This window comes from Massilia sp. Root335 (genome assembly GCF_001425685.1).
Lineage (GTDB): Bacteria > Pseudomonadota > Gammaproteobacteria > Burkholderiales > Burkholderiaceae_D > Telluria > Telluria luteola.
Map to the genome: position 1 here is coordinate 32975 of NZ_LMCY01000011.1, position 19923 is coordinate 52897.

General features: G+C 69.6%; 18 protein-coding genes. 12 read left to right on the top strand and 6 right to left on the bottom strand.

All coding sequences use genetic code 11. The annotated features are described in order from the left end of the window. From ASC93_RS08175 to ASC93_RS08185, 3 genes are all read right to left on the bottom strand, one after another. Positions 1-1365 (bottom strand): DUF6600 domain-containing protein (locus ASC93_RS08175; RefSeq protein ID WP_162251823.1); only part of this gene is annotated, 1365 nt, incomplete at its 3' end. An 87-nt stretch (positions 1366-1452) separates the two neighbouring features. Continuing rightward, a complete protein-coding gene (locus ASC93_RS08180) occupies positions 1453-2343 on the bottom strand; it encodes a CPBP family intramembrane glutamic endopeptidase (protein ID WP_056439933.1) in 891 nt (296 codons plus the stop codon). Positions 2344-2346: 3 nt separating this feature from the next. After that, a complete protein-coding gene (locus ASC93_RS08185; RefSeq protein WP_056439935.1) occupies positions 2347-3660 on the bottom strand; it encodes a DUF3422 family protein in 1314 nt (437 codons plus the stop codon). A 261-nt stretch (positions 3661-3921) separates the two neighbouring features. Here ASC93_RS08185 and ASC93_RS08190 point away from each other — a divergent pair, with 261 nt between their 5' ends. Together ASC93_RS08190 and ASC93_RS08195 are read left to right on the top strand one after the other, a co-directional pair. Then, positions 3922-4611, top strand: a complete 690-nt coding sequence (locus tag ASC93_RS08190) for a FadR/GntR family transcriptional regulator (RefSeq protein ID WP_229412646.1) — start codon at positions 3922-3924, stop codon at positions 4609-4611. An 11-nt stretch (positions 4612-4622) separates the two neighbouring features. After that, positions 4623-5087, top strand: coding sequence for a YaiI/YqxD family protein (locus ASC93_RS08195; protein WP_056440248.1), 465 nt, complete (start codon positions 4623-4625; stop codon positions 5085-5087). Here the strand turns inward: ASC93_RS08195 and ASC93_RS08200 are convergent. Next, a complete protein-coding gene (locus ASC93_RS08200; RefSeq protein ID WP_157201804.1) occupies positions 5063-8062 on the bottom strand; it encodes a sensor histidine kinase in 3000 nt (999 codons plus the stop codon). The two genes, ASC93_RS08195 and ASC93_RS08200, sit on opposite strands and share 25 nt — an antisense overlap. Before the next feature lie 203 nt (positions 8063-8265). Here ASC93_RS08200 and ASC93_RS08205 point away from each other — a divergent pair, with 203 nt between their 5' ends. Next, positions 8266-9204 (top strand): 4-hydroxyproline epimerase, encoded by a 939-nt coding sequence (locus ASC93_RS08205; RefSeq protein WP_056439941.1) that lies wholly within the window; start codon positions 8266-8268, stop codon positions 9202-9204. Between the two features lie 2 nt (positions 9205-9206). Here the strand turns inward: ASC93_RS08205 and ASC93_RS08210 are convergent, their stop codons facing one another. Further along, a complete protein-coding gene (locus tag ASC93_RS08210) occupies positions 9207-9929 on the bottom strand; it encodes an AraC family transcriptional regulator (protein ID WP_082547855.1) in 723 nt (240 codons plus the stop codon). Positions 9930-10095: 166 nt separating this feature from the next. Here ASC93_RS08210 and ASC93_RS08215 point away from each other — a divergent pair, with 166 nt between their 5' ends. From ASC93_RS08215 to ASC93_RS30545, 7 genes are all read left to right on the top strand, one after another. Next, positions 10096-10992, top strand: coding sequence for a dihydrodipicolinate synthase family protein (locus ASC93_RS08215; RefSeq protein ID WP_056439945.1), 897 nt, complete (start codon positions 10096-10098; stop codon positions 10990-10992). After that, positions 10989-12107 (top strand): FAD-binding oxidoreductase, encoded by a 1119-nt coding sequence (locus ASC93_RS08220; RefSeq protein ID WP_056439947.1) that lies wholly within the window; start codon positions 10989-10991, stop codon positions 12105-12107. The genes ASC93_RS08215 and ASC93_RS08220 overlap by 4 nt, the downstream gene beginning before the upstream one ends. Then, positions 12094-12357 carry a 2Fe-2S iron-sulfur cluster-binding protein gene (locus ASC93_RS08225; protein ID WP_229412647.1) on the top strand — a complete coding sequence of 88 codons (264 nt, stop codon included), beginning with the start codon at positions 12094-12096 and terminating at the stop codon, positions 12355-12357. Before ASC93_RS08220 ends, ASC93_RS08225 begins: the two co-directional genes overlap by 14 nt. Beyond that, a complete protein-coding gene (locus ASC93_RS08230; RefSeq protein ID WP_056439952.1) occupies positions 12354-13607 on the top strand; it encodes an FAD/NAD(P)-binding oxidoreductase in 1254 nt (417 codons plus the stop codon). The genes ASC93_RS08225 and ASC93_RS08230 overlap by 4 nt, the downstream gene beginning before the upstream one ends. Positions 13608-13620: 13 nt before the next feature. Further along, positions 13621-14844, top strand: a complete 1224-nt coding sequence (locus ASC93_RS08235) for a Xaa-Pro peptidase family protein (protein ID WP_056439954.1) — start codon at positions 13621-13623, stop codon at positions 14842-14844. Positions 14845-14955: 111 nt separating this feature from the next. Next, positions 14956-15522 (top strand): hypothetical protein, encoded by a 567-nt coding sequence (locus tag ASC93_RS08240; RefSeq protein WP_056440251.1) that lies wholly within the window; start codon positions 14956-14958, stop codon positions 15520-15522. After that, positions 15519-15983: a hypothetical protein gene (locus ASC93_RS30545; RefSeq protein ID WP_162251824.1), complete on the top strand. Its 465-nt coding sequence runs from the start codon at positions 15519-15521 to the stop codon at positions 15981-15983. Before ASC93_RS08240 ends, ASC93_RS30545 begins: the two co-directional genes overlap by 4 nt. 40 nt (positions 15984-16023) lie before the next feature. Here the strand turns inward: ASC93_RS30545 and ASC93_RS08250 are convergent, their stop codons facing one another. Beyond that, positions 16024-17040, bottom strand: coding sequence for an alpha/beta hydrolase (locus ASC93_RS08250; protein WP_056439956.1), 1017 nt, complete (start codon positions 17038-17040; stop codon positions 16024-16026). 171 nt (positions 17041-17211) lie between these two features. On the opposite strand from ASC93_RS08250, the gene ASC93_RS08255 reads away from it, so the two are divergent. Then, positions 17212-18618, top strand: a complete 1407-nt coding sequence (locus ASC93_RS08255; protein ID WP_056439958.1) for a glycoside hydrolase family 105 protein — start codon at positions 17212-17214, stop codon at positions 18616-18618. A 23-nt stretch (positions 18619-18641) separates the two neighbouring features. Next, positions 18642-19859, top strand: coding sequence for a DUF4861 family protein (locus tag ASC93_RS08260; RefSeq protein WP_082547858.1), 1218 nt, complete (start codon positions 18642-18644; stop codon positions 19857-19859). Positions 19860-19923: the final 64 nt, after the last annotated feature.

The window sequence follows — 19923 nt, forward strand, 5'->3', positions numbered from 1 at the left end:
CGCGCGCGTCACGGCGACGCGCTGCATGACCGGCGCCGGCGGCAGCCGTCCGGCCGGTGCGGTGCCGACGCGGCTCTGCGGCAGCGGCCGCGCCTGGGGCGCCGCCAGCACGGGCGCCGCGCGCGCCACGCCGGGCGGCAGCAGGAGCGCGGCGCGGCGCGTTGACGTGGCTTGCGCGAACTGCTGCGCGGGCATCGCCACCATCGCGCCCGGCACGTTGCGGTTCACGTAGCGGATATTGGTGACGTTGTTGATGTTGTTGACGATCTGCGTCCGGCGGATCACCGTATTGCTCACGTTGACGTTCGTGATGTAGGTCGGGCTCGCGTGATACGGCGGCCGGTAGGCCTCGTGCGGCGCGAGCGGGAACCAGCCGACGCCCGGGCCGGACCGCCCGCCCAGCGTCAGCACGGCGCCGACGAAGGCCACCAGCGCGGGCGCATACACCGGGCGCGCCTGCGCCGGCGCGGGCACCCATGCCCAGGTGTCCGGCGTGCGGACCCAGCGTCCGTAGTGCGACACGGCATACCCGTACGGCTGGTCGTCGATCCAGGTCCAGCCCCACGGATCGACCCACGCCCAGTGGCCGTCGTGGTACGGGGCCCAGTCGCGCGGCGCGCGGTCGGGCACCCACACGGTGCCGTAGTCGGGCACGCTGCGCCAGCTGCCGTAGTCGTCGAGGTCCTCGGCCCCGACGACGCCCTGCGGCACGTAGCGGCGCGCGACGGCATGCTCGTAGCGCGCATCGCGTCCCAGCGCCCAGCGGTCGAAATCGTCCGGCGGCGCCGGCTGCAGCGGCACGTAGTTGTTCAGGTCCTGGCCGCCGAAGCGGTAGCCCTGTCCGGGCGCGAGGGCGAGCGACGTACCGTCGCCATACACGTCGCCGGCGCCGCGCAGCACCGTGACATCCGTCGTGCCGCCGTCCGGCGCGACGGCAAGGCGGTAATCGCCCGGCTGGCGCGCGACGAAGGCGAGGTTGGGCGTGTCCACCTCCACCGTTTCGCCGTCCGCGAGGCGGCGCACGTGCAGGTCGATGCGGCCCTGCGACACCTGCAGCTGGGTCGTGCGTTCGTCGGCCCCGAGCACGGTCAACAGCGTGCCGGCGTCCATGCGCGCGACGGCCGATCCGAACTCGGCCTCGTCGCGCGCGCCGGCATCCGTCCACAGGCGGTCGCCGGGGACGAGCGGACGGTTGAGCGGCGCCTGGGCCCAGTCGGCGGCGCCGGCGGGAGAAAAGCTGACGGGGCCGGCGAGATACGCGATGCGGCCCACGCGCGCGGGCGGGTCCTGCGCCAGCGCGGGCGCGGCGGCAAACGCCAGCGCCAGGCCGACGCCGACCGGCCATGTCGATGTACGTGCGGTCATGATGGTCGATGAACGTGAAGACGATGACCGATCATAGTCCGCGCGCCCCGCGCGCACGGTACGGTGTCACACCGTGTTACAGAAGTTTCATGCGGCTCGGTGTGCGAGGGCCGGATACGTGAACGCGACGAAGTGGACGGCGTTCAGCGCGAAGTGCGTGAGGATCGCGCCCTCGATGCGCCCGGACCGCAGGTACGCGGCCGCATTGCCGAGGCCCGCCAGGGTGGCGAACACCACGAGCAGCGCCCCGCCGGGCGCGTGCGCGAGCCCGAACAGCACGGTCGACACGACGACCGCGACCGCCGTGCCGTAACGCCACCAGGCCATCCCGCGCGCCAGTCCGCCGAGCAGGAAGCCGCGGAAGAACGCCTCCTCCGTCACGCAGGTGATCAGGAGGTTATTGGCGAGGAACCAGGGCGTCAGCGCCGTCCACTTGACGTCCGGCCGCACGACGCCGAGCACCATGCCGGCGCCGAGGACGACGACGAGGGTCGCCAGCAGCACGGGCAGCGTACGGCGCAGCATCGGCAGCCATTCCGCCCGCGTGCGGATCGGCGCGCAGAACACGCCGGCCAGCACGATGCCGGCGACGGCCTTGTCGAAGTTCGCGTACAGCGTGAACGGGATCGCGCCGGCCGAGACCTGCACGCGGTCGGCCAGCACGGGGTTGTGGAAACCGGGCAGGCGGTGCAGCGCCAGCAGCAAGGCGCACACGCCCGTCAGCACGAGGAGCAGGATGCGCAGCCACGCCCGTTCGCTGGCGCGCGCGCCGAACGCCAGCGCGAGATACGCGGCGATGGCGAGCAGGCCGCGCCAGTCCAGCACACCGGACGCGAGTCCGGCCGCGCACGCGAGCAGCAGCCCGGCGCACCAGGCCCACTCGCGGTTGCCGCGCACGGGCGGCGCCGGCACCCACAGCAGCACGATGGCCAGCGCCAGCGCGCCGAAGGTCGGCACCAGATGCAGGTCGAGCAGCATGGATCAGTGCCCGCGCTTGTGCATCTGCTTGTGCATGCGGCGCAGCGCGAGCCACACGACGCCCGCCACGACGGGCACCAGCACACCCGTGAGCATGTCCGGATTGACCGGGACGCCCACGCTTTTCAGGCCCTTGCCCGCATACCCCAACAAGCCCACCACGTAGTACGAGATCGCCGCCACCGACAGGCCTTCGACGGCCTGCTGCAGGCGCAGCTGCTGGGCGGCGCGGCGGTCCATCGACTGCAGGATCTGGCGGTTCTGGTTTTCCTGGACGATCGAGACGCGCGTGCGCAGCAGGTCGTTGACGTTGGCGATGCGGCGCGCCAGCGCTTCCTGGCGCGCGGCCGTCGCCTCGCAGGTGTTCATGGCGGGCGTGAGGCGGCGGTCCATGAATTCCTCGACGGTCGGCACGCCCTCGATGCGGGCCTCGCGCAATTCTTCGATGCGCGCCTTCACGAGCCGGTAATACGCTTTCGACGCCGAGAAGCGGTAGCCATTGTCGAGCGAGAGCTTTTCGAGGCGGGCGGCCAGCCGCGTGATCTGTTCGAGCAGCGCCTGGTCGCCGGCCACCGCTTCGCCGGCGACCATGCGCTCGGCGAGCAGCGCCAGTTCGGCCTCGATGTCGTCGAGCGCGGCGGACACGGCGCGCGCGGCCGGAAGTCCGAGCAGCGCCATCATGCGATAGGTGTCGATCTCCAGCACGCGCTGCGCCAGGCGGCCGGCCTGCTGCGCGCGCATCTCGACGTCGCGCAGCACGAAGCGCGAAAAGCCGTCGGACTGGATCACGAAGTCCGTCCACACCTCGCCGCCCTGCATGACGCGCGAGCCGACCAGGTGGCTGCCGGCGAAGCTCTCCTGCAGCACGGCCGGATCGGCGGCCCCGCGTTCGAGCAGCACGTGGGCGGCGGACATCAGGTGGCCGTGCAGGCCCAGTATCCACGCCTGCGGCAGGTGCGCGAGCGGCATGCGCGCGAACGCGTCGGCCAGCGACGGCCCGGGCGCGGCCTTTTCCGTGAACGTGTAGGTGGCGAACTCCGTGTGGCACTCCCACTTGAGGCGGAAGCGGCCGAAGTCGTGGTAGAAGTGATTGGCCGTCACGTTCGGCGCGGCCACCCCGAAATGACCGCACAGCGCGGCCAGCAGCGCATGCTGGTTCGGGCCGTGCGCGCTGCGCGAGCCGGATTCGCTGGCGCGGTACACGGCCAGGTGGGTGATGGCTTCGGGCGCTTCCAGCCGGAGGAAGGGACGCGAATGGATTTCGGCGGCGAGCGGAATGCGCTGGGCATGGCTCAGGCTCGGGTAGGCGGTCGTCATGGTTCGATTCATCGGCTGTCGGGGTGGTGCCGTGCGCGTGATCTGCATGGCAATATTTCCATTGTACATGCGTATGCACAGTGGCGTGGCAGCGAGGCCCCGGGCGGACCGTCGCGCCGCGCCCAACTGTTGCGAAATGGCCCGCGCGATCAGCCCAAATGACCACTTTGGTCTGACCACTTGCAACATTATCCGGACCAAACTAAGATGCGACCTTGGCAATCGCCTCCACATTTTCCTGGACTGCACACAATGAGAAAAATGCCCGCGCCACCCGATGCGATTGCGACCGAACCGCGACTGTATCGCGTGGTGTCGAGCCGGATCGAAGCGCTGATCCGGGAAGAGAACATCAAGCCGGGCGAACGCCTGCCGGCCGAACGCGACCTCGCGACGAAGCTGGGCGTCTCGCGCACGTCGCTGCGCGAAGCGCTGATCGCGCTGGAGCTGGGCGGCGTCGTCGAAGTGCGCGGCGGGTCCGGCGTCTACGTCAGCGAACAGGCGGCGCCCAAGTCCGCGCGGCCGGCCGCCGGCCCCGGTCCGTTCGAAGTGCTGGCCGCGCGCCGCGTGATCGAAGTCGAAGTCGCGGCGCTGGCCGCGAAGAACGCGACGCCGGCCGCCGTGGACGCGATCCTCGTCGCCGTCGAACAGATGGAACAGAACCAGGACAACCTGGGCGAGAACGAATCGGCCGACCGCAATTTCCACCTCGCGATCGCGCGCGCGGCCGGCAACAGCGCCCTCGTCGGCGTGATCGAATACCTGTGGGCCCAGCGCGGCAGCCTGTGGCACAAGCTGACGGAGCACTTCCAGACCGAGGAACTGCGCCAGTTGACGCTCCTCGACCACCGCGCCATCCTGGCCGCCATCGCCTCGCACGACGTGGCCGGCGCGCGCCAGGCGATGCGCGCCCACCTCGATCGCGTCACGCGCACGTTCTCGCGCGGGTGACGGGCGCCGTCATGGACATCTGGGTCGACGCCGACGCCTGCCCCGCCGTCATCAAGGACATCCTGTACCGGGTGGCCGACCGCCTGCAGATCGACGTCACGCTGGTCGCCAACCAGCTGATGCGCGTGCCGGGCTCGCGCTTCATCCGCGCGCTGCAGGTCCCGGCCGGCGCGGATGCCGCCGACGCCGAAATCGTCGCGCGTGTGCAGCCCGGCGACATCGTCGTGACCGGCGACATTCCGCTGGCCGCCCTGGTGCTGGAAAAAGGCGGCTTGCCGCTCAACCCGCGCGGCGAGTGGTACACGAAGGACACCATCGCCCAGCAGCTCACGATGCGCTCGTTCATGGAAGAGCTGCGCGGCAGCGGCGTCGACACGGGCGGCCCGGCCGCGTTCAGCCAGGCGGACCGGCAGCGGTTCGCGAATGCGCTGGACCGCGAACTGGCGCGCGTTCAGGCCCGGCGCGACCGGCCGTAAGCCGCACCCTTGGCCACGCGCAGGGTGACGACCGTCCCCGCCGCGCCGCTCTCGATGCGCAGCACCCCTTTGACGACACGGGCGCGCTCGCGCATGCCGGTCAGTCCCCAGTGGCCGTCGCGCCCTCCCTTCGCCAGCACCGCCGCCTCGATGCCCCGGCCGTCGTCGCCGACACGCAGCACGAACGCCGCCGCCGTGTAGTGCAGGTCGACGCGGACCCGCGTGCCCTGGCCGTGGTGCAGCGCATTGCGCAGCGCTTCATGCGCGATATGGAACGCCTCGTCCGCCACGATCGGCACGAGGATCGCGCCGTCCGGATTCACGACGGTGAGTTCGATCGATTGCGGGAAGCGCAGCCGGAACGACTCGAGCATGGCCGCCACGCGCGCTTCCAGGGCGGTGCTCCCGTCGCTACCGGGGCGCAGTCCGACGATCTGGTGGCGGCCCTCCGTCATCACCTCGTTCGCCTGCGCCAGCGTCAGGTCCAGCAGCGCCCTGTCCTGGTGCTGCGCGGGCAGGTTGTCCATGATCTGCTCGAACCGCCAGACCAGGGCCTGGAGGCTTTGCAGGAAGGTGTCGTGCAGCGTGCGCGCGATGCGCTGGCGCTCGCGCAACAGCAGGTGCAGGCGCGCCGTCACCTCGCGCAGGCGCCAGCGGTAGAACAGCACGGCCGCGCCGGCCGCCGCCAGCGCGCACAGCACCGGGAACCACCAGGTCTGCGTGAAATACGGACGGATCTCGACGCCGATCCGGGCCGTCCGTCCGCTCCAGCCGCCGCCTCGGAGCGCGGCCTGGAGCTCGAACGTGTACGTGCCCGGCCCGAGGTTCGCATACGATGCGTAACGCCGGTCCGACGGACCTTGCCAGTCGCGCTCGACGCCGTCGAGGCGATAGCGGAACACGGTGCGCTCCGGCACCGTGTAGCTGAGCGCCGTGAATTCCACGCCCACGTGATCCGTCCCGGGCGCGAGACGGATCGTTTCGGTTGGATCGAAGCGCCTGCCGTTGGCGGTCACGGCGCGGATGACCGGCGGCGGCGGCGCCGTCGCGAGGTGGTCGTGCGCCGGGTCGTACAGGGCGATGCCGGTGCTGGCCGCGAACCACATGCGGCCGTCCGGTGCGCCGGCCGCGGTCGCGACGATGCCGATCTGGGCGCCGTCCGGGAAGCCGTCGAGCCGGTCCAGCAATTCGTAGCGCAGGAGCGCGGCGGGCGTGTGCATCGCCGCCTGCCAGTCGATGGCCCGCACGTGCAGCACGCCACGGTGCGTGTTGAACCAGCGGTCGCCGTCCGGCGCGATCACGAGGCCGTTGACGCCGGTGAGGACGTCGGGGTCGGCGGCACGGACATGGCGGAAGCGCCCGCCGGACAACACCTGCAACCCGCCGTCCCCGGCCGCGAGGACTTCACGCTGCACGTCGATGAACGTCGCCACGCGCACGTCCACGCCATCCCGCGCATCGTACTTGCGCGCGCCCGCCGGGCCGAGCCTGACGATCGTGTTGTTGGCATACGCCAGCCAGACATTGCCCCGTCCGTCGGACGCGTCGCCCGCCCTGGCCACCGGCGTGCCGTAGTCCGCGGGCTTGCTCCAGGCGCCGCCGGCAAAGCGCCACAGCCCATGCCGGGTCCACCCGACCCAGAACGCATCGGGTCCTTCCTGGAGCAGGCGCCGGATCGGGTCCGTCGGCGCCGGCGCCGGCACCGGATAAGGGATCGTGCGCTCGCGCCCGCGCTCGCGCACGACCAGGCCCGCGGGCGTCGCCAGCACGACCGTGCCGTCGATGCCGGACCGCTGCAGCGTGGCGTCCGCGTGCCGCCGCGCCGGCTGCAGGCCCGTGACCTCGATCGCGTAGTAGCGGGTTTCGACGCCGCCCGCGACGGCCGTGACGGCGCCGCCGGGATCGCGCGCGAGCGCTGTGCGAAACGACGGACCGCTGTAAGGAATCGTGCGCAAACGATTGTGCCGGAAGCGTTCGAGGCCGTTCATGGTCGCCATCCAGACGTTGCCGTCGCGGTCCTCCAGCAACCCGATGACTTTCTGGTCGGCGCGGCGCCCACCGGTGCAGTCCTGCGCGGTCCGCAGCGCCGCCGTGGAAAACGCGCCCGCAGCCGGCAGGCGGTCGCGCGGCAGCATGCACACGGCGTTGTCGTCCGGCGCCAGCCAGAGATTGCCGTCGCGGTCGAACAGCCTGCGGATCGTCATGGCCGGCGGCGTGTTCACCTTGTACGTCGGCCTGACGCCGCCCGGGTCGACGGCGACGGGCGTCATCCGGTCGTCCGTGCCGATCCACAGCGCCCCGGTGGGATCGTAGACGAAGTCGGCGCCCATTTCCACGCTGCGCAGCCCCGTGGGACGGAACCTGCGGCCGGCGCGGTCCAGCACATGCACGTTCGCGCCGTCGCTGACGAACAGCCGGCCGTAGCGGTCGAGCGCCAGGTTGTCGGTCCGGGTCCCCGGATAACGCCACGCCGCGCCGACGTGTTCCCACGTGCGCCCAGCCAGGTGCATCAAGCCGTCGATGGCGCCGATCCAGTACGTCCCGTCGACGTCGGCCAGCACGGTGAACGTATTCGCGAAAGGCTGTTCCTGCACGGACGTCATGTGCAGCAGATGCCCGTTGCGCAGGATGCTGAAACCGCCGGTCAGGTAGGCGATCAACAGGTCGCCGTTGGGCGCGGCGGCAAGCGTGGAGATCGCGCTGTAGGTCAGCGACTCGCCCGGGAACGGCACGAAGCGTTCGAACCGGACGCCGTCGAAACGATACAGGCCGCGGTACGTGCCGATCCACAGCCAGCCGTCACTGGTCTGCGCAATCGACAGGATGGTCGACGGAGCGCCTTCCTTCGGGCCCCAGACGTCGTGATGATAGTCGCCGATGCGGAAATGGCCATCCAGCGCATGCGCGCCCGGGACCATGGCCGCATACGATATGAGGAGTGCGGCAGCGAGGCGTGGCGGTCGATAGATACTCAATGGTTCGTCGTTCCATACGGTGCCATGCCGATGGACGGGTTTCGACAGGCAGCGCGGATTCTAGCAGTTCGGCCCGTCCATTGGTATCGACGCGCCCCTGCCGGGTATGCCGGTTTCCCCGCCGGACCGGCCCAGAAACGACAAGACCGCACGGCCGCGCCGCCTTAACCTTGCGTTCGACGCTTCCGACGGCAGACACGCACATGAAGAAAATCGCGATCATCGATTCACACACTGGCGGCGAGCCGACCCGGCTCATCGTCGACGGCGGCCCCGATCTGGGGCATGGCCCCTTGGCCGCGCGGCTCGCGCGCATGCGCGCCGACCACGACCACATCCGCACCGGCACCGTATGCGAACCGCGCGGTTCCGACGTGCTCGTGGGGGCGCTGTTGTGCGAGCCGCATGCGCCTGGGTGCGCCGCGGGCGTCATCTTTTTCAATAACGTCGGCTACCTGGGCATGTGCGGACACGGCACGATCGGCCTGGTCGTGTCGCTGGCCCACCTGGGACGCATCGCGGCGGGACGCCACCGCATCGACACGCCCGTCGGCGTCGTGACGGCCGAACTCCACGCGGACGGTTCGGTGAGCATCGACAACGTCCCGTCGTATCGCAGGCAGCGCGGCGTGGAAGTCGACGTCGGCGGCTACGGCACGGTGCGGGGCGACGTCGCCTGGGGCGGCAACTGGTTTTTTCTCGTCGAGCGCCACGCATTCGGCATCGGTCCGGCCGATATCCCCGCACTGACGGCGTTTGCGCAAGCGGTCATGGCGGCACTGGGCGAACAAGGCATCACCGGCACGGACGGCGCGGCCATCGACCACGTCGAATTGTTCGCGCCGTCGGATACCGCGGACAGCAGGAATTTCGTGCTATGCCCCGGCAAAGCCTACGACCGCTCGCCCTGCGGCACCGGCACCAGCGCGAAACTGGCCTGCCTGGCGGCCGACGGCAAACTCGCGGAAGGCGCCGTCTGGCGCCAGGAAAGCATCATCGGCAGCGTGTTCGAAGGCAGCTACCGGCGCGACGGCGACCGTATCGCGCCGACGATCCGCGGCACCGCATGGATCAGCGGCGAATCGACGCTGCTGTTCGACGACGACGATCCGTTCGCATGGGGCATCCCCGCCGCGGGATAGCCTCATGCGCTTTTTTTCATGTGCATGCCGTATTCGGTCGGGCTCATGCCGACATACGACTTGAACTGGCGGCTGAAGGCGCTGTGGTCCGTGTAACCGCATTCGTACGCGATGTCCGCGATCTTCGCGGCCGGGTTGCGCTCGATGAGCGCGCGCGCGGCGGACAGCCTGCATTGCACGAGCAGCTGGCGCGGCGAATGCTGGAACACCTTCTGGAACAGCCGCTCCACCCGCGACAACGACAGGCCCGCCTCTTCCGCCAGCGCCGCGAGCGAGATGTTGTGCCGATAGTGTTCGCTGATGTGCTGCGCGATGCGGGCGATCTGCCGGTAGGCCGGATGCAGGTCGTCGAGCAGGCCGAGATCCTGCGACGTGCCGATCAGGCCGACGATCGCGCCGTCCGTGCCGAACAGCGGCACTTTCTTGGTGATGCACCAGCCGCGGCTGCGCCCGGGATAGATGTGCAGCTCGAGCTGCTTGTCGATCGGCGCGCCCTGGTCGATGACTTTCCGGTCCTGCGCCAGATAGGTCTCGGCGAGCGCGCGCGGGAACAGTTCCAGCGCCGTCTTCCCGAGCACGTCGCTCTTGTGCCGAACTCCGCACCGCCGCACCATCGTGCGGTTGATGCTGAGATAGCGCCCGTCCCGGTCCTTCACGAAAAATGCGATGTCGTCCAGCGCATCGAACATCGCTTCGACGGCTTCCGTGCCGATGGTGTCGATCATGTTTCCCTCCATGGCGACAATATAGGCGCAACGCGCCGGCATGGCAAACGGCTGCGGGATGCTGTGCCGATTTCGGCGCGCCCGGCGCGCGGTTCACGCAAGACCCGGCCGGCATTCCGGCCTAGCATGGATGCTTTCAATCGCCCCACCCAAGGAGACCGACAATATGTGGAAAGGTGTTCTTCCGGCCGTCACCACCAAGTTCAAGGACGACGACTCGCTGGATCATGACGAAATGCTGCGCTGCTTCCAGATCCAGATGGATGCCGGCGTGGACGGGCTCATCGCCTGCGGTTCGCTGGGCGAAGGGCCGATGCTGTCCCAGGACGAGCGCATCGAGGTCTTCAGGCTGTGCAAGCAGGTGAGCGGCGCCAAACCGGCGCTGCTCACCGTCGCCGAAGCGTCGACGCGGGACGCATGCGCGCTGGCGAAGAAGGCCGCCAAGGCGGGGGCGGACGGCCTGATGGTCGTGCCCAGCACGATCTACCACACCGATCCGCGCGAGACGGTGGCGACGCTGAAGGCCGTCGCCGCGGCCGGCGACCTGCCGGTCATGATCTATTCGAACCGCCTCGCCTACCGCGTCGACGTGACGGTCGAGATCATGGAAGCGCTGGCGGACGACGCGCGCTTCGTCGCCGTCAAGGAATCGTCGGACGACATCCGCCGCAGCACCGACATCATCAACCGCTTCGGCGACCGCTTCGACCTGCTGACGGGCGTGGACAACCTCGCGTTCGAAGCGCTCGCCGTCGGCGCGGTCGGCTGGGTGGCCGGCGTGGGCCTCGCGTTCCCGCACGAGACGGTGGCGATCTGGCGCCTCGTCCAGGCACGGCGCCACGACGAGGCGCTGCGCATCTATCGCTGGTTCCGGCCGTTGCTGGACCTGGACGTCTCCACCTTCCTCGTCCAGAACATCAAGCTCGCCGAGCACCTGGCCATCGGCTCGAACGAGCGCGTACGCGCGCCCCGCCTGCCGCTCGCGGGCGCGCGCCGCGCGCAGGTGGAGCAGACGATCCGCGCCGCCCTGGCCTGCCGTCCCGCGCTCCCCGCATTCGCGTGAGATCGCCGGACGTCATCGTCGTCGGCGCCGGCATCGTCGGTGCCGCCTGCGCGCTGGAACTGCAGGCGCGCGGGCGCGACGTGCTGCTCGTCGACGCGCGCCATCCCGGCGCGGGCGTGACGGCGGCCGGCATGGGCCACCTCGTCGCCCTCGACGAGACCGAAGATGAACTCGACCTGTGCCTGCTGTCGCTGGCGCGCTGGGACGAGTACCTGGCCACGCACGCCGGCCTCGCGGAACACGTCCGCTGCGGCACGCTGTGGGTGGCCGAGGACGACGCCCAGATGGCCCACGCGCTCGCCCGCGCGGAACGCCTGGGCCGGCGCGGCTGGGATGCGGAAGCGCTGACGGGCAGCCGGCTGGCCCGGACCGAGCCCGCGCTGCGCGCCGGCCTCGCGGGCGGCGTGCGGGTCGCGCGGGACGGCGTCGTGTACCCGCCCGCGGTCGCCCGCGACCTGGCCGCGCAGCTTGTCGCCCGAGGCGGACGGACGCTGTTCGGCGCGACGGTCGCCGGCATCGGCCGCGGCGCCGTGACGCTGTCGTCCGGCCAACGCATCGACGCGGGCGACGTCGTCGTCGCGGCGGGGCCGGGTGTCGCGCGCCTGCTGCCCGACATCCCCGTCTTTCCGCGCAAGGGCCACCTCGCCATCACGGCGCGCTATCCGCGCACGCTGGCGCACCAGGTGGTCAGCATGGGATACGGCCAGACCGAGGCCGGCAGCGACGCCCTTGCCGTCGCCGCGAACGTACAGCCGCGCATCACGGGCCAATGGCTGATCGGGTCGTGCCGCCAGGACGGGATCGACCACACCGGCGTCGACCCGCGCGTGCTCGCCCACGTGCTGCGCGCGGCCATCGCGCTGCTGCCCGGCCTCGCGGACATGACGATCATCCGCAGCTGGACCGGGCTGCGCCCCGCGACGCGCGACGCTCGCCCGGTCATCGGGCCGCATCCGGCGCTGGAACACGTCTGGCTCGCCGCCGGCCACGAAGGGCTGGGCGTGACGACGGCGTTCGGCACGGCGCGCCTGCTGGCCGACCTGATGCTGGCATGCCCCGCCCCCATCGATGCCACGCCCTATTCGCCCGCGAGATTCGCCCATGAACCAGCCTGAGATGACCTGTGAAGTGACCGTCGACGGCGTCGCGGTCGGCGTCCCCATGGGCGCGTCCGTCGTCGCGGCCATCGTCGCCGCCGGATCCCTGTGCACGCGCCACTCCGTCACGGGCCGGCGCCGCTTCGCGTTCTGCGGCATCGGCCAGTGCCAGGAATGCCGCGTGACGGTCGACGGCCACGCCGACCGTCTCGCCTGCCGCACGGCCTGCCGGCCCGGCATGGCCATCGTGACGGGAGGCGGACGGTGACCACCGACAAGCTGCTGCACATCGTCGGGAGCGGCCCGGCGGGCCTGGCCGCTGCGCAGACGGCGCTCGATGCCGGTGCAAGGGTGTGCCTGATCGACGATAATCACGCGCCGGGCGGCCAGATCTGGCGCGGCGGCCCGGCCCAATGGACCGACGCCCGCGCGCAGGCCTTCTGGAAGACGCTGCACGGCCACCCGGGCTTCACGCACATGCAGGACGCCCAGGTCATCGGCTGCGTCGACGCCAACACGCTGTTGCTGGAGACGGAGGGCCGCGGCGTGCCCGTCGGCTTCGCGCGCCTCGTGCTCTGCACCGGCGCGCGCGAACTGTCGCTGCCGTTTCCGGGATGGACGCTCCCCGGCGTCACCGGCGCAGGCGGGCTGCAAGCCCTGATCAAGGGCGGCATGCCGGTCGCCGGACGCCGCGTCGTCGTCGCCGGCTCCGGACCACTGCTGCTCGCGACCGCGCTGACGGCCGTCAGGGCCGGCGCGCAGGTGGCGGCCGTCGTCGAGCACCAGCCCCTGTCGCGCCTGTCGGCGTTCGGCGTCAAGCTGCTGTCGCGGCACAGGAAGAAGTTTCTGCAGGCGGCGTCGCTGTTCGCGGGCCTGCGCGGCGTGCCATATGTGACGGGCGCGCAGATCGTCGCGGCGCGGGGCGACGACATGCTCCGCAGCGTCGTCGTCCAGGCCGGGGGCAGGCAAACGGAATACGCCTGCGATTTCCTGGCCGCGGGCTTCGGCCTCGTGCCGAACACGGACCTCGCGCGCGCGCTGCGCTGCGACGTCGGCGACGGCGCCGTGCGCGTCGACGGCCTGCTGAAGACGAGCCGCGCGGACATCTGGGCCGCGGGCGAATGCACCGGGATCGGCGGCGTGGACAAGGCGGTGGCCGAAGGACGGATCGCGGCACTCGCCGCGCTGGGCCTGCGCCCGGCGGCACGGGACATCCCCGTGCTGCGCACCGCGCGCGCGTTCGCCGCGCTGCTGGCGCGCACGTTCGCGCCGGACGATGCGCTGCGCGCGATGTGCCAGCCGGATACCATCGTGTGCCGCTGCGAAGACGTCCCCGCGGCCAGCCTGCTGCCGCACCGCGACTGGCGCGAAGCGAAACTGGCGACCCGCGTCGGCATGGGGCCGTGCCAGGGCAAGACGTGCGGCCCGGCGTGCGAATTTTTGTACGGATGGCCGCAACACGACGTCCGGATACCGATCATGCCCGCCTCGGCGCGGACGTTGTCGCAGATCGAATGAACCAGGGAGAACCATGACTATCGGTGGCACCAACAAGCAGGCCGCGCTCGATGCGCTGACGAACATGACGGCAGGCGCGGTGCCGATCGCGCCGGACGAATACCGGTCGCGCATCGCCCGCGCCCAGGCGTTCATGCAGGCGCAGGGCATCGCGGCGACGTATCTCAACGCGGGCAGCAACCTGACGTATTTCACGGGCACGCGATGGAGCCCAAGCGAACGCATGGTCGGCGCGGTCCTGCCGGCGCGGGGCGACCTGGTGTACATCGCGCCCTCGTTCGAGGAAAACACGATCCGCAACTTCATGGCCGTCGAAGGCGAGATCGCCTGCTGGGACGAGCACGAGAATCCGGCCGTACTGCTGCGCGCCGTGCTGGCGCGGCTCGGCGTCGCGGCCGACGGCGCCACGCTGGCCGTCGACGAGAGCACGCCGCTGTTCCTGTTCGACGCCATCCGCGCCGCGACGTCCGGCTACGTCGTCCGGAACGCGCATCCGGTCACGTCCCATTGCCGCATGCGCAAGTCGGATGCGGAGATCGCGTTGATCCAGCGCGCGATGGACATGACGATGGCCGTGCACGTGGCGGCCGCGTCGATCCTGCACGAAGGGATCACGACGGCGGACGTGGAGGAATTCATCCACCTCGCGCACCGCAAGGCCGGCGCGAGCGGCTCGTATTTCTGCATCGTGCTGTTCGGCGAGGCGACGTCGTATCCGCATGGCGTCAACTACGTCCAGACGCTGAAACGCGGCGATACGGTGCTGATCGACACGGGCTGCAAGGTCCACAACTATATCTCCGACATCACCCGCACCTATGTGTTCGGCGCGCCGTCCGAGCGCCAGCGCTTCGTGTGGAACGCGGAACAGGCGGCGCAGCGCGCGGCGTTCGAGGCCGCGCGGCTGGGCGTCCCCTGCGAAGACGTCGACAAGGCCGCCCGCCGCTCGCTCGAAGCGAACGGGTTCGGGCCCGGCTACAAGCTGCCCGGCCTGCCGCACCGGACCGGGCATGGCATCGGCCTCGACATCCATGAAGGCCCGTACCTCGTCGGCGGCGAACGCCGCCCGCTCGAACCGGGCATGTGCTTTTCGAACGAGCCGATGATCGTCGTGCCGGGCGAATTCGGGATCCGGCTGGAAGACCATTTCTACATGACGGCATCCGGGCCGAAGTGGTTCACCGAGCCGGCGGCGAGCCTGGAGGATCCGTTCGGAGCAGGTGACGAGCTCAAATAGGGGAATGTCCCCATCAGGATTCGCAATAATTGGTGAGTTTTAGATACTTTCCTGCAGGCTATACTTGTTATTGCGACACGGCACGCCAAGATGCCGTCCCAGGGGAACATCATGAAAAAGACATTAGCAATCCTGAGCGTGGCCTTCGTACTGGCGGGCTGCCAATCTGCGCCTCCTATCAATTTCTCCGTACCGAATGTCGGGTACAGCACAAAAAAAATCGATGCGGAACTGAAATCGATGACAGTCGGCATTGCCCGCGCCGACGAGAAGACGGGTGACCTGCCGGCCGGCATGGAAACACTCGTCCCGCAGCTCTGGCAAACCTCGCTGCAGGAAGCGCTCAACAAGATGGCGATCTTCAACGATGATGCTTCCAACAAGGTCAACCTGACGGTGAAGATTCTGAAGCTCGACATTCCGAGTTTCGGAGCCGGCATGACGACCGAAGTCGCGGCCCGTTACGAACTTCTCGACCGCAAGAACGGGGCCGTGATCTATACGCAAGACATTAGCTCGAAGGGCGAAGTACCTTACGATTACGCGTTTTCCGGTGTGACGCGGGTCCGCGAATCGATTAACCGATCCGTACAAAACAATATCACCCAATTCCTGCAGGCCCTGCAGACCGTGGACGTGTCGAAACCCATGTTCCCCGTAAAGGTGAGTCAGAAATGATGGGTAAAAAACTCATCGCAGCCGCTTGTGTCGCGATCCTGGGCATGTACGGCTGCGCTTCCAATATATCGCCTACCTCGTATTCGGTGGGTTCGGTCGGCCAGGTAAATCGAACGGTCGCCGCGAAGGTCATCAGCGTGCGGCCCGTCGATATCGCCGGAACGACGGGCGCGGGCGGGACGGCCGGTGGCGCATTGGGCGCGACCGCCGGCTCCGGAATCGGACATGGCGATCGCGCCAACGTCGCGGGCGCGATCGCCGGCGCGGTCGTGGGCGCGGTCGCGGGGGCGGCAATCGAGCAGGGCGCAACGCACCAGTCCGGCTTCGAATATGTCGTGCAAACCGAAAACGATAATCTGATGACGATCGTTCAAGGTGCGAATCCGACGTTTGCCGTCAATGACAAGGTATTGGTCTTGTACGGCTCCCCCGCTCGCATCATCCCCGATCCGAGAAAGTAGTTTTTCGTGCCGGATGCCCGCGCCGCGGGCATGTCGCCGATCAGTTTCGGCGCCCCTGGCCGAGATGTTCCCGCAAGAAGCCATCCGTCGCCTCCACCGTGGGCGCCAGCCACGGATCGAACAGCCAGAAGCTGTGCGGCGTATCCGGCACGAGCACGACGCCGGTCGCGATGCCCAGCGCCTTCAGCTTCGCGACGACCTCTTCCCGCCCCAGGCTGAAACGCCGCTGCGCGCTGCCGATGAACAGGATCGGCGGCGTGCCCGGACCCACGTGGAACAGCGGCGACGCGTCGCGCCACAGCGCCGCCTTTTCCGCATAGCGCCCGCCGAACCACGCCCCCGCCGATGACGGCTGCTTGGCCGGATCGTCCTCGTATTTGCGCGCTTCCTCCGACGTGAAATCGGACAGGCCGTCGATGTTGACGATCGCCTGCACGGCGCTCGACACGTCCCCGGGGCGCGCGTCCGGATCGAAGCGGGACTCGGCGTTCGTCACGCCCGTCAGCGCCGCGATCTGGCCCCCGGCCGACGCGCCCGCGACGGCGATGCGGGCCGGGTCGATGCCGTAGTCGGCCGCATGCGCGCGCACCCAGCGGACGGCGGCCTTGACGTCGTGGATGGCCGCCGGATACGGCGCGTCCGACGCCAGCCGGTAGTCGATGGTGGCGGCCGCATAACCCCGTTCGGCCATGCGGATCGCCATCGGCGCGAAGTTCGCGCGCACGCCCGCGCGCCAGCCGCCGCCGTGCACGAACACGATGGCAGGCCGCGACGCCGGGCCGCCGGCCGCGGGCAGGTAGAGATCGAGCTTGAGGTCATGTGGCTGCGCGCCCTCCTCGCGGCGCGCGTAGGTGACGTTCGTGACGGCGCGCACGGATGCGGGCACGGCGCCGCTCGCGATGCGGATGAACGGATATTTGGGGGCCAGCTTCGCGTACGTCGTCGCCGCCGTGTAACTCTCGGGCGCGGGCGCCTTCACTTGCTGCTGCGCGCACGCGGCGAGCAGCACCGCCACGCCTGCCGCCACCCACACCCTCCTGCGTTCCGATCCCGCCATACCGTCTCCACCGCCTCCCGAGTCGCCCCAGTATGCCACGGAACAACACGTCGCGGCTAGTCCGCCTTGCCAAAGTGGTCAGACCAACCTAGAATGGTCCGACCAGATTAAGAACGGCCCGGCCGCACGGCGCGAGGACCGTCCATCCGATAAAAACGACTGGAGACTACGTTGCAACCGCCAACCAGATTGCTCGCCATCCTGGCCGCCTTCGCATGCCTCGCCGCACCCGCCCACGCGGACGGCCCCATTCGCAACCCCGACAACAAGAACCGCAACGACGCCGGCGAGGGCACGTATCCCGTGCCGTACAAGAAACCCGCCGTGGCCGAGATCGCGGCGGCGCTGCAGCGCGTCCGCGGCTACCTCGACAGCCAGACGCCGACCCGCGTCGTCCACAAGGGCAGCGGCGCCCCCATCACCGATTTCGGCACGCCCGTGGCCGACGCGGTCGTCGCGACGGCGGACGCCGGTTTCAGCCTGCAGGCCTACGAGATGGGCGTCGTGCATGCCGGCCTGCTCAAGGCGGCCGCGGTCACGGGCGACAAGAGCTACACCGCCCTCACCGCCCGCCACCTGCAGTTCTTCGCCGACAAACTCCCGTATTTCCGCGCCCAGGAACAGCGCTTCCACCTCGAACGCGCCAACAGCTTCGCGCGCTTCATCGATCCGCGCTCGCTCGACGACGCCGGCTCGATGTGCGCCGCGATGATGCGCGCGCGCAGCAAAGGCGTCGGGCCCGACCTCGGGGCCCAGATCCGCGTGTGCGGCGACTGGGTCGCGAAACGCCAGTTCCGCCTGCCCGACGGCACCCTCGCGCGCCAGCGCCCGCAGGCCGTGTCGCTGTGGGCCGACGATATGTACATGGGGATTCCAGCGCTGGCGGAACTCGGCCGCATGACGGGCGAGCGCGCCTACTTCGACGACGCCGTCAGGAACGTGCTGCAGATGTCGGGCTACCTGTTCGATCCGCAGAAGAATCTGTACACGCACGGCTGGAACGCTAACAATCCGGACGCGCCGCGCTTCTACTGGGGCCGCGCGAACGGCTGGGCGGTGCTGGCGATGTCCGACCTGCTCGACGTGCTGCCGCACGACCATCCCGGCTATCCGCAGGTGATGGCGCAGTTGAAGAAATCGTTGCGCGGCATCGCCGAACGCCAGTCCGGCGCCGGCCTGTGGCACCAGATGATCGACCGCGACGATTCCTACCTCGAGACATCGGCCAGCGCCATCTTCGTCTACGTGATCGCGCACGCCGTCAACGAAGGCTGGATCAGCCCCGCGACCTGGGGATCGATCGCGCAGGCCGGCTGGAACGCGCTGTCCGCGCGCATCGACGCGCAGGGCCGCGTCGAGGGCACGTGCGTGGGCACGACGTTCGCGAGCGACCAGGTCTATTACTACCACCGCCCCACCAGCACGGCCGCGCTGCACGGCTACGGCCCCACGCTGCTGGCCGGCGCCGAGATGATCCGCCTGCTGAACAATCCGGCGATCGACATCCAGTACCGCGTCCGCACCTATCACTACGTGCCCAGGGACGGCGGGCAGACCAGCTACCGCGAACATCCCTGAGCGCCCACATGGAAGCCCGAATCATGCGCACCCGATTCCTGCTCTGCGCGGCCGCCGCGCTGCTCCCCGCCGGTGCCGGCGCTGCCGAGCGCCTCACCGTCACCGTCACCCACGACCTCGATGCGGCGCGCCCGTCCGAGACGATCGAGATCCCGTGGAAGGACGTCAACGCCGCGCTGCCCGGCGCGCTGATCCAGCACATCGTCGTGAAGGATGCGGCCGGCCACGTGCTGCCCTATCAGGTGACGAACGTCGCGCCGCAAGCGAAGGATCCGAAGGGCATCGGCGTCGCGTACGGCGAACTGCTGTTCCAGCACGACTTCGCGCCCGGCGAGAAGACCGCCACGTTCATCGTCGAAAAGAACGCCGCGCTCTCGCCGCCGTTCGCGCCCAGGGCGTTCGCCCGCTACGTGCCGGAACGCCTCGACGATTTCGCGTGGGAGAACGACGTCATCGGCCACCGCACCTACGGCCCGGCCCTCGCCGCGCCGGCGCCGCCCGGCAGCGGCAAGGAAGTGCTGGAGACGAGCGGCCTCGATATCTGGTTCAAGCGCGTGGATTACCCGATCGTCGACCGCTGGTACAACAAGGGCCACGACCACTACCACCACGACGAGGGCGAAGGCATGGACATGTACAACGTCGGCCGTTCGCGCGGGGCCGGCGGAACGGGCGTGTGGGATGGCGCGCGCCTCGCCACGAGCCGCAATTACGCGACCTGGAAAGTGCTGGCCAACGGCCCGGTCCGCGCCGTGTTCGAACTGGCGTACGACGCCTGGGATGCCGCCGGCACGAAGGTCACGGAAGTGAAACGCTTCACCGTCGACGCCGGCCACCAGCTGGACCGGATCGACAGCACGTTCACGTTTTCCGGACCGGCCGCGTTGACCGTGGCCGTGGGCCTGAACAAGACCCCGGCGGACAAGAAGCAGGCCGCGCGCGTCGCCCTCGTGCGCGACGACGCCGACCACGCGCTGCTGCAATGGGTCGAGCAGGCGACGAACGGCGCGTTCGGCACGGCCGTCGTGCTGCCGGCAGCTTCCGGCTATGCGGAGGACGCGCTGAACGACCTCGTGCTGGCCCGAGTCGAATCGGGCAAGCCGCTGCGCTACTGGGTCGGCGCCGCCTGGGACCGCGCCGGCCGCATCACGTCGAAGGCGGCATGGCAGGCGTACGTGGCGGCCGAGGCCCGGCGCATCGCGCATCCCGTGCACGTCGCGCTCGACGCCGGCCCGAACTGACGCCCGCGCCCCGGGGCGTGTCAATTTCCCAACACATTATTTGGCAAATCTGGTCTGACCACAT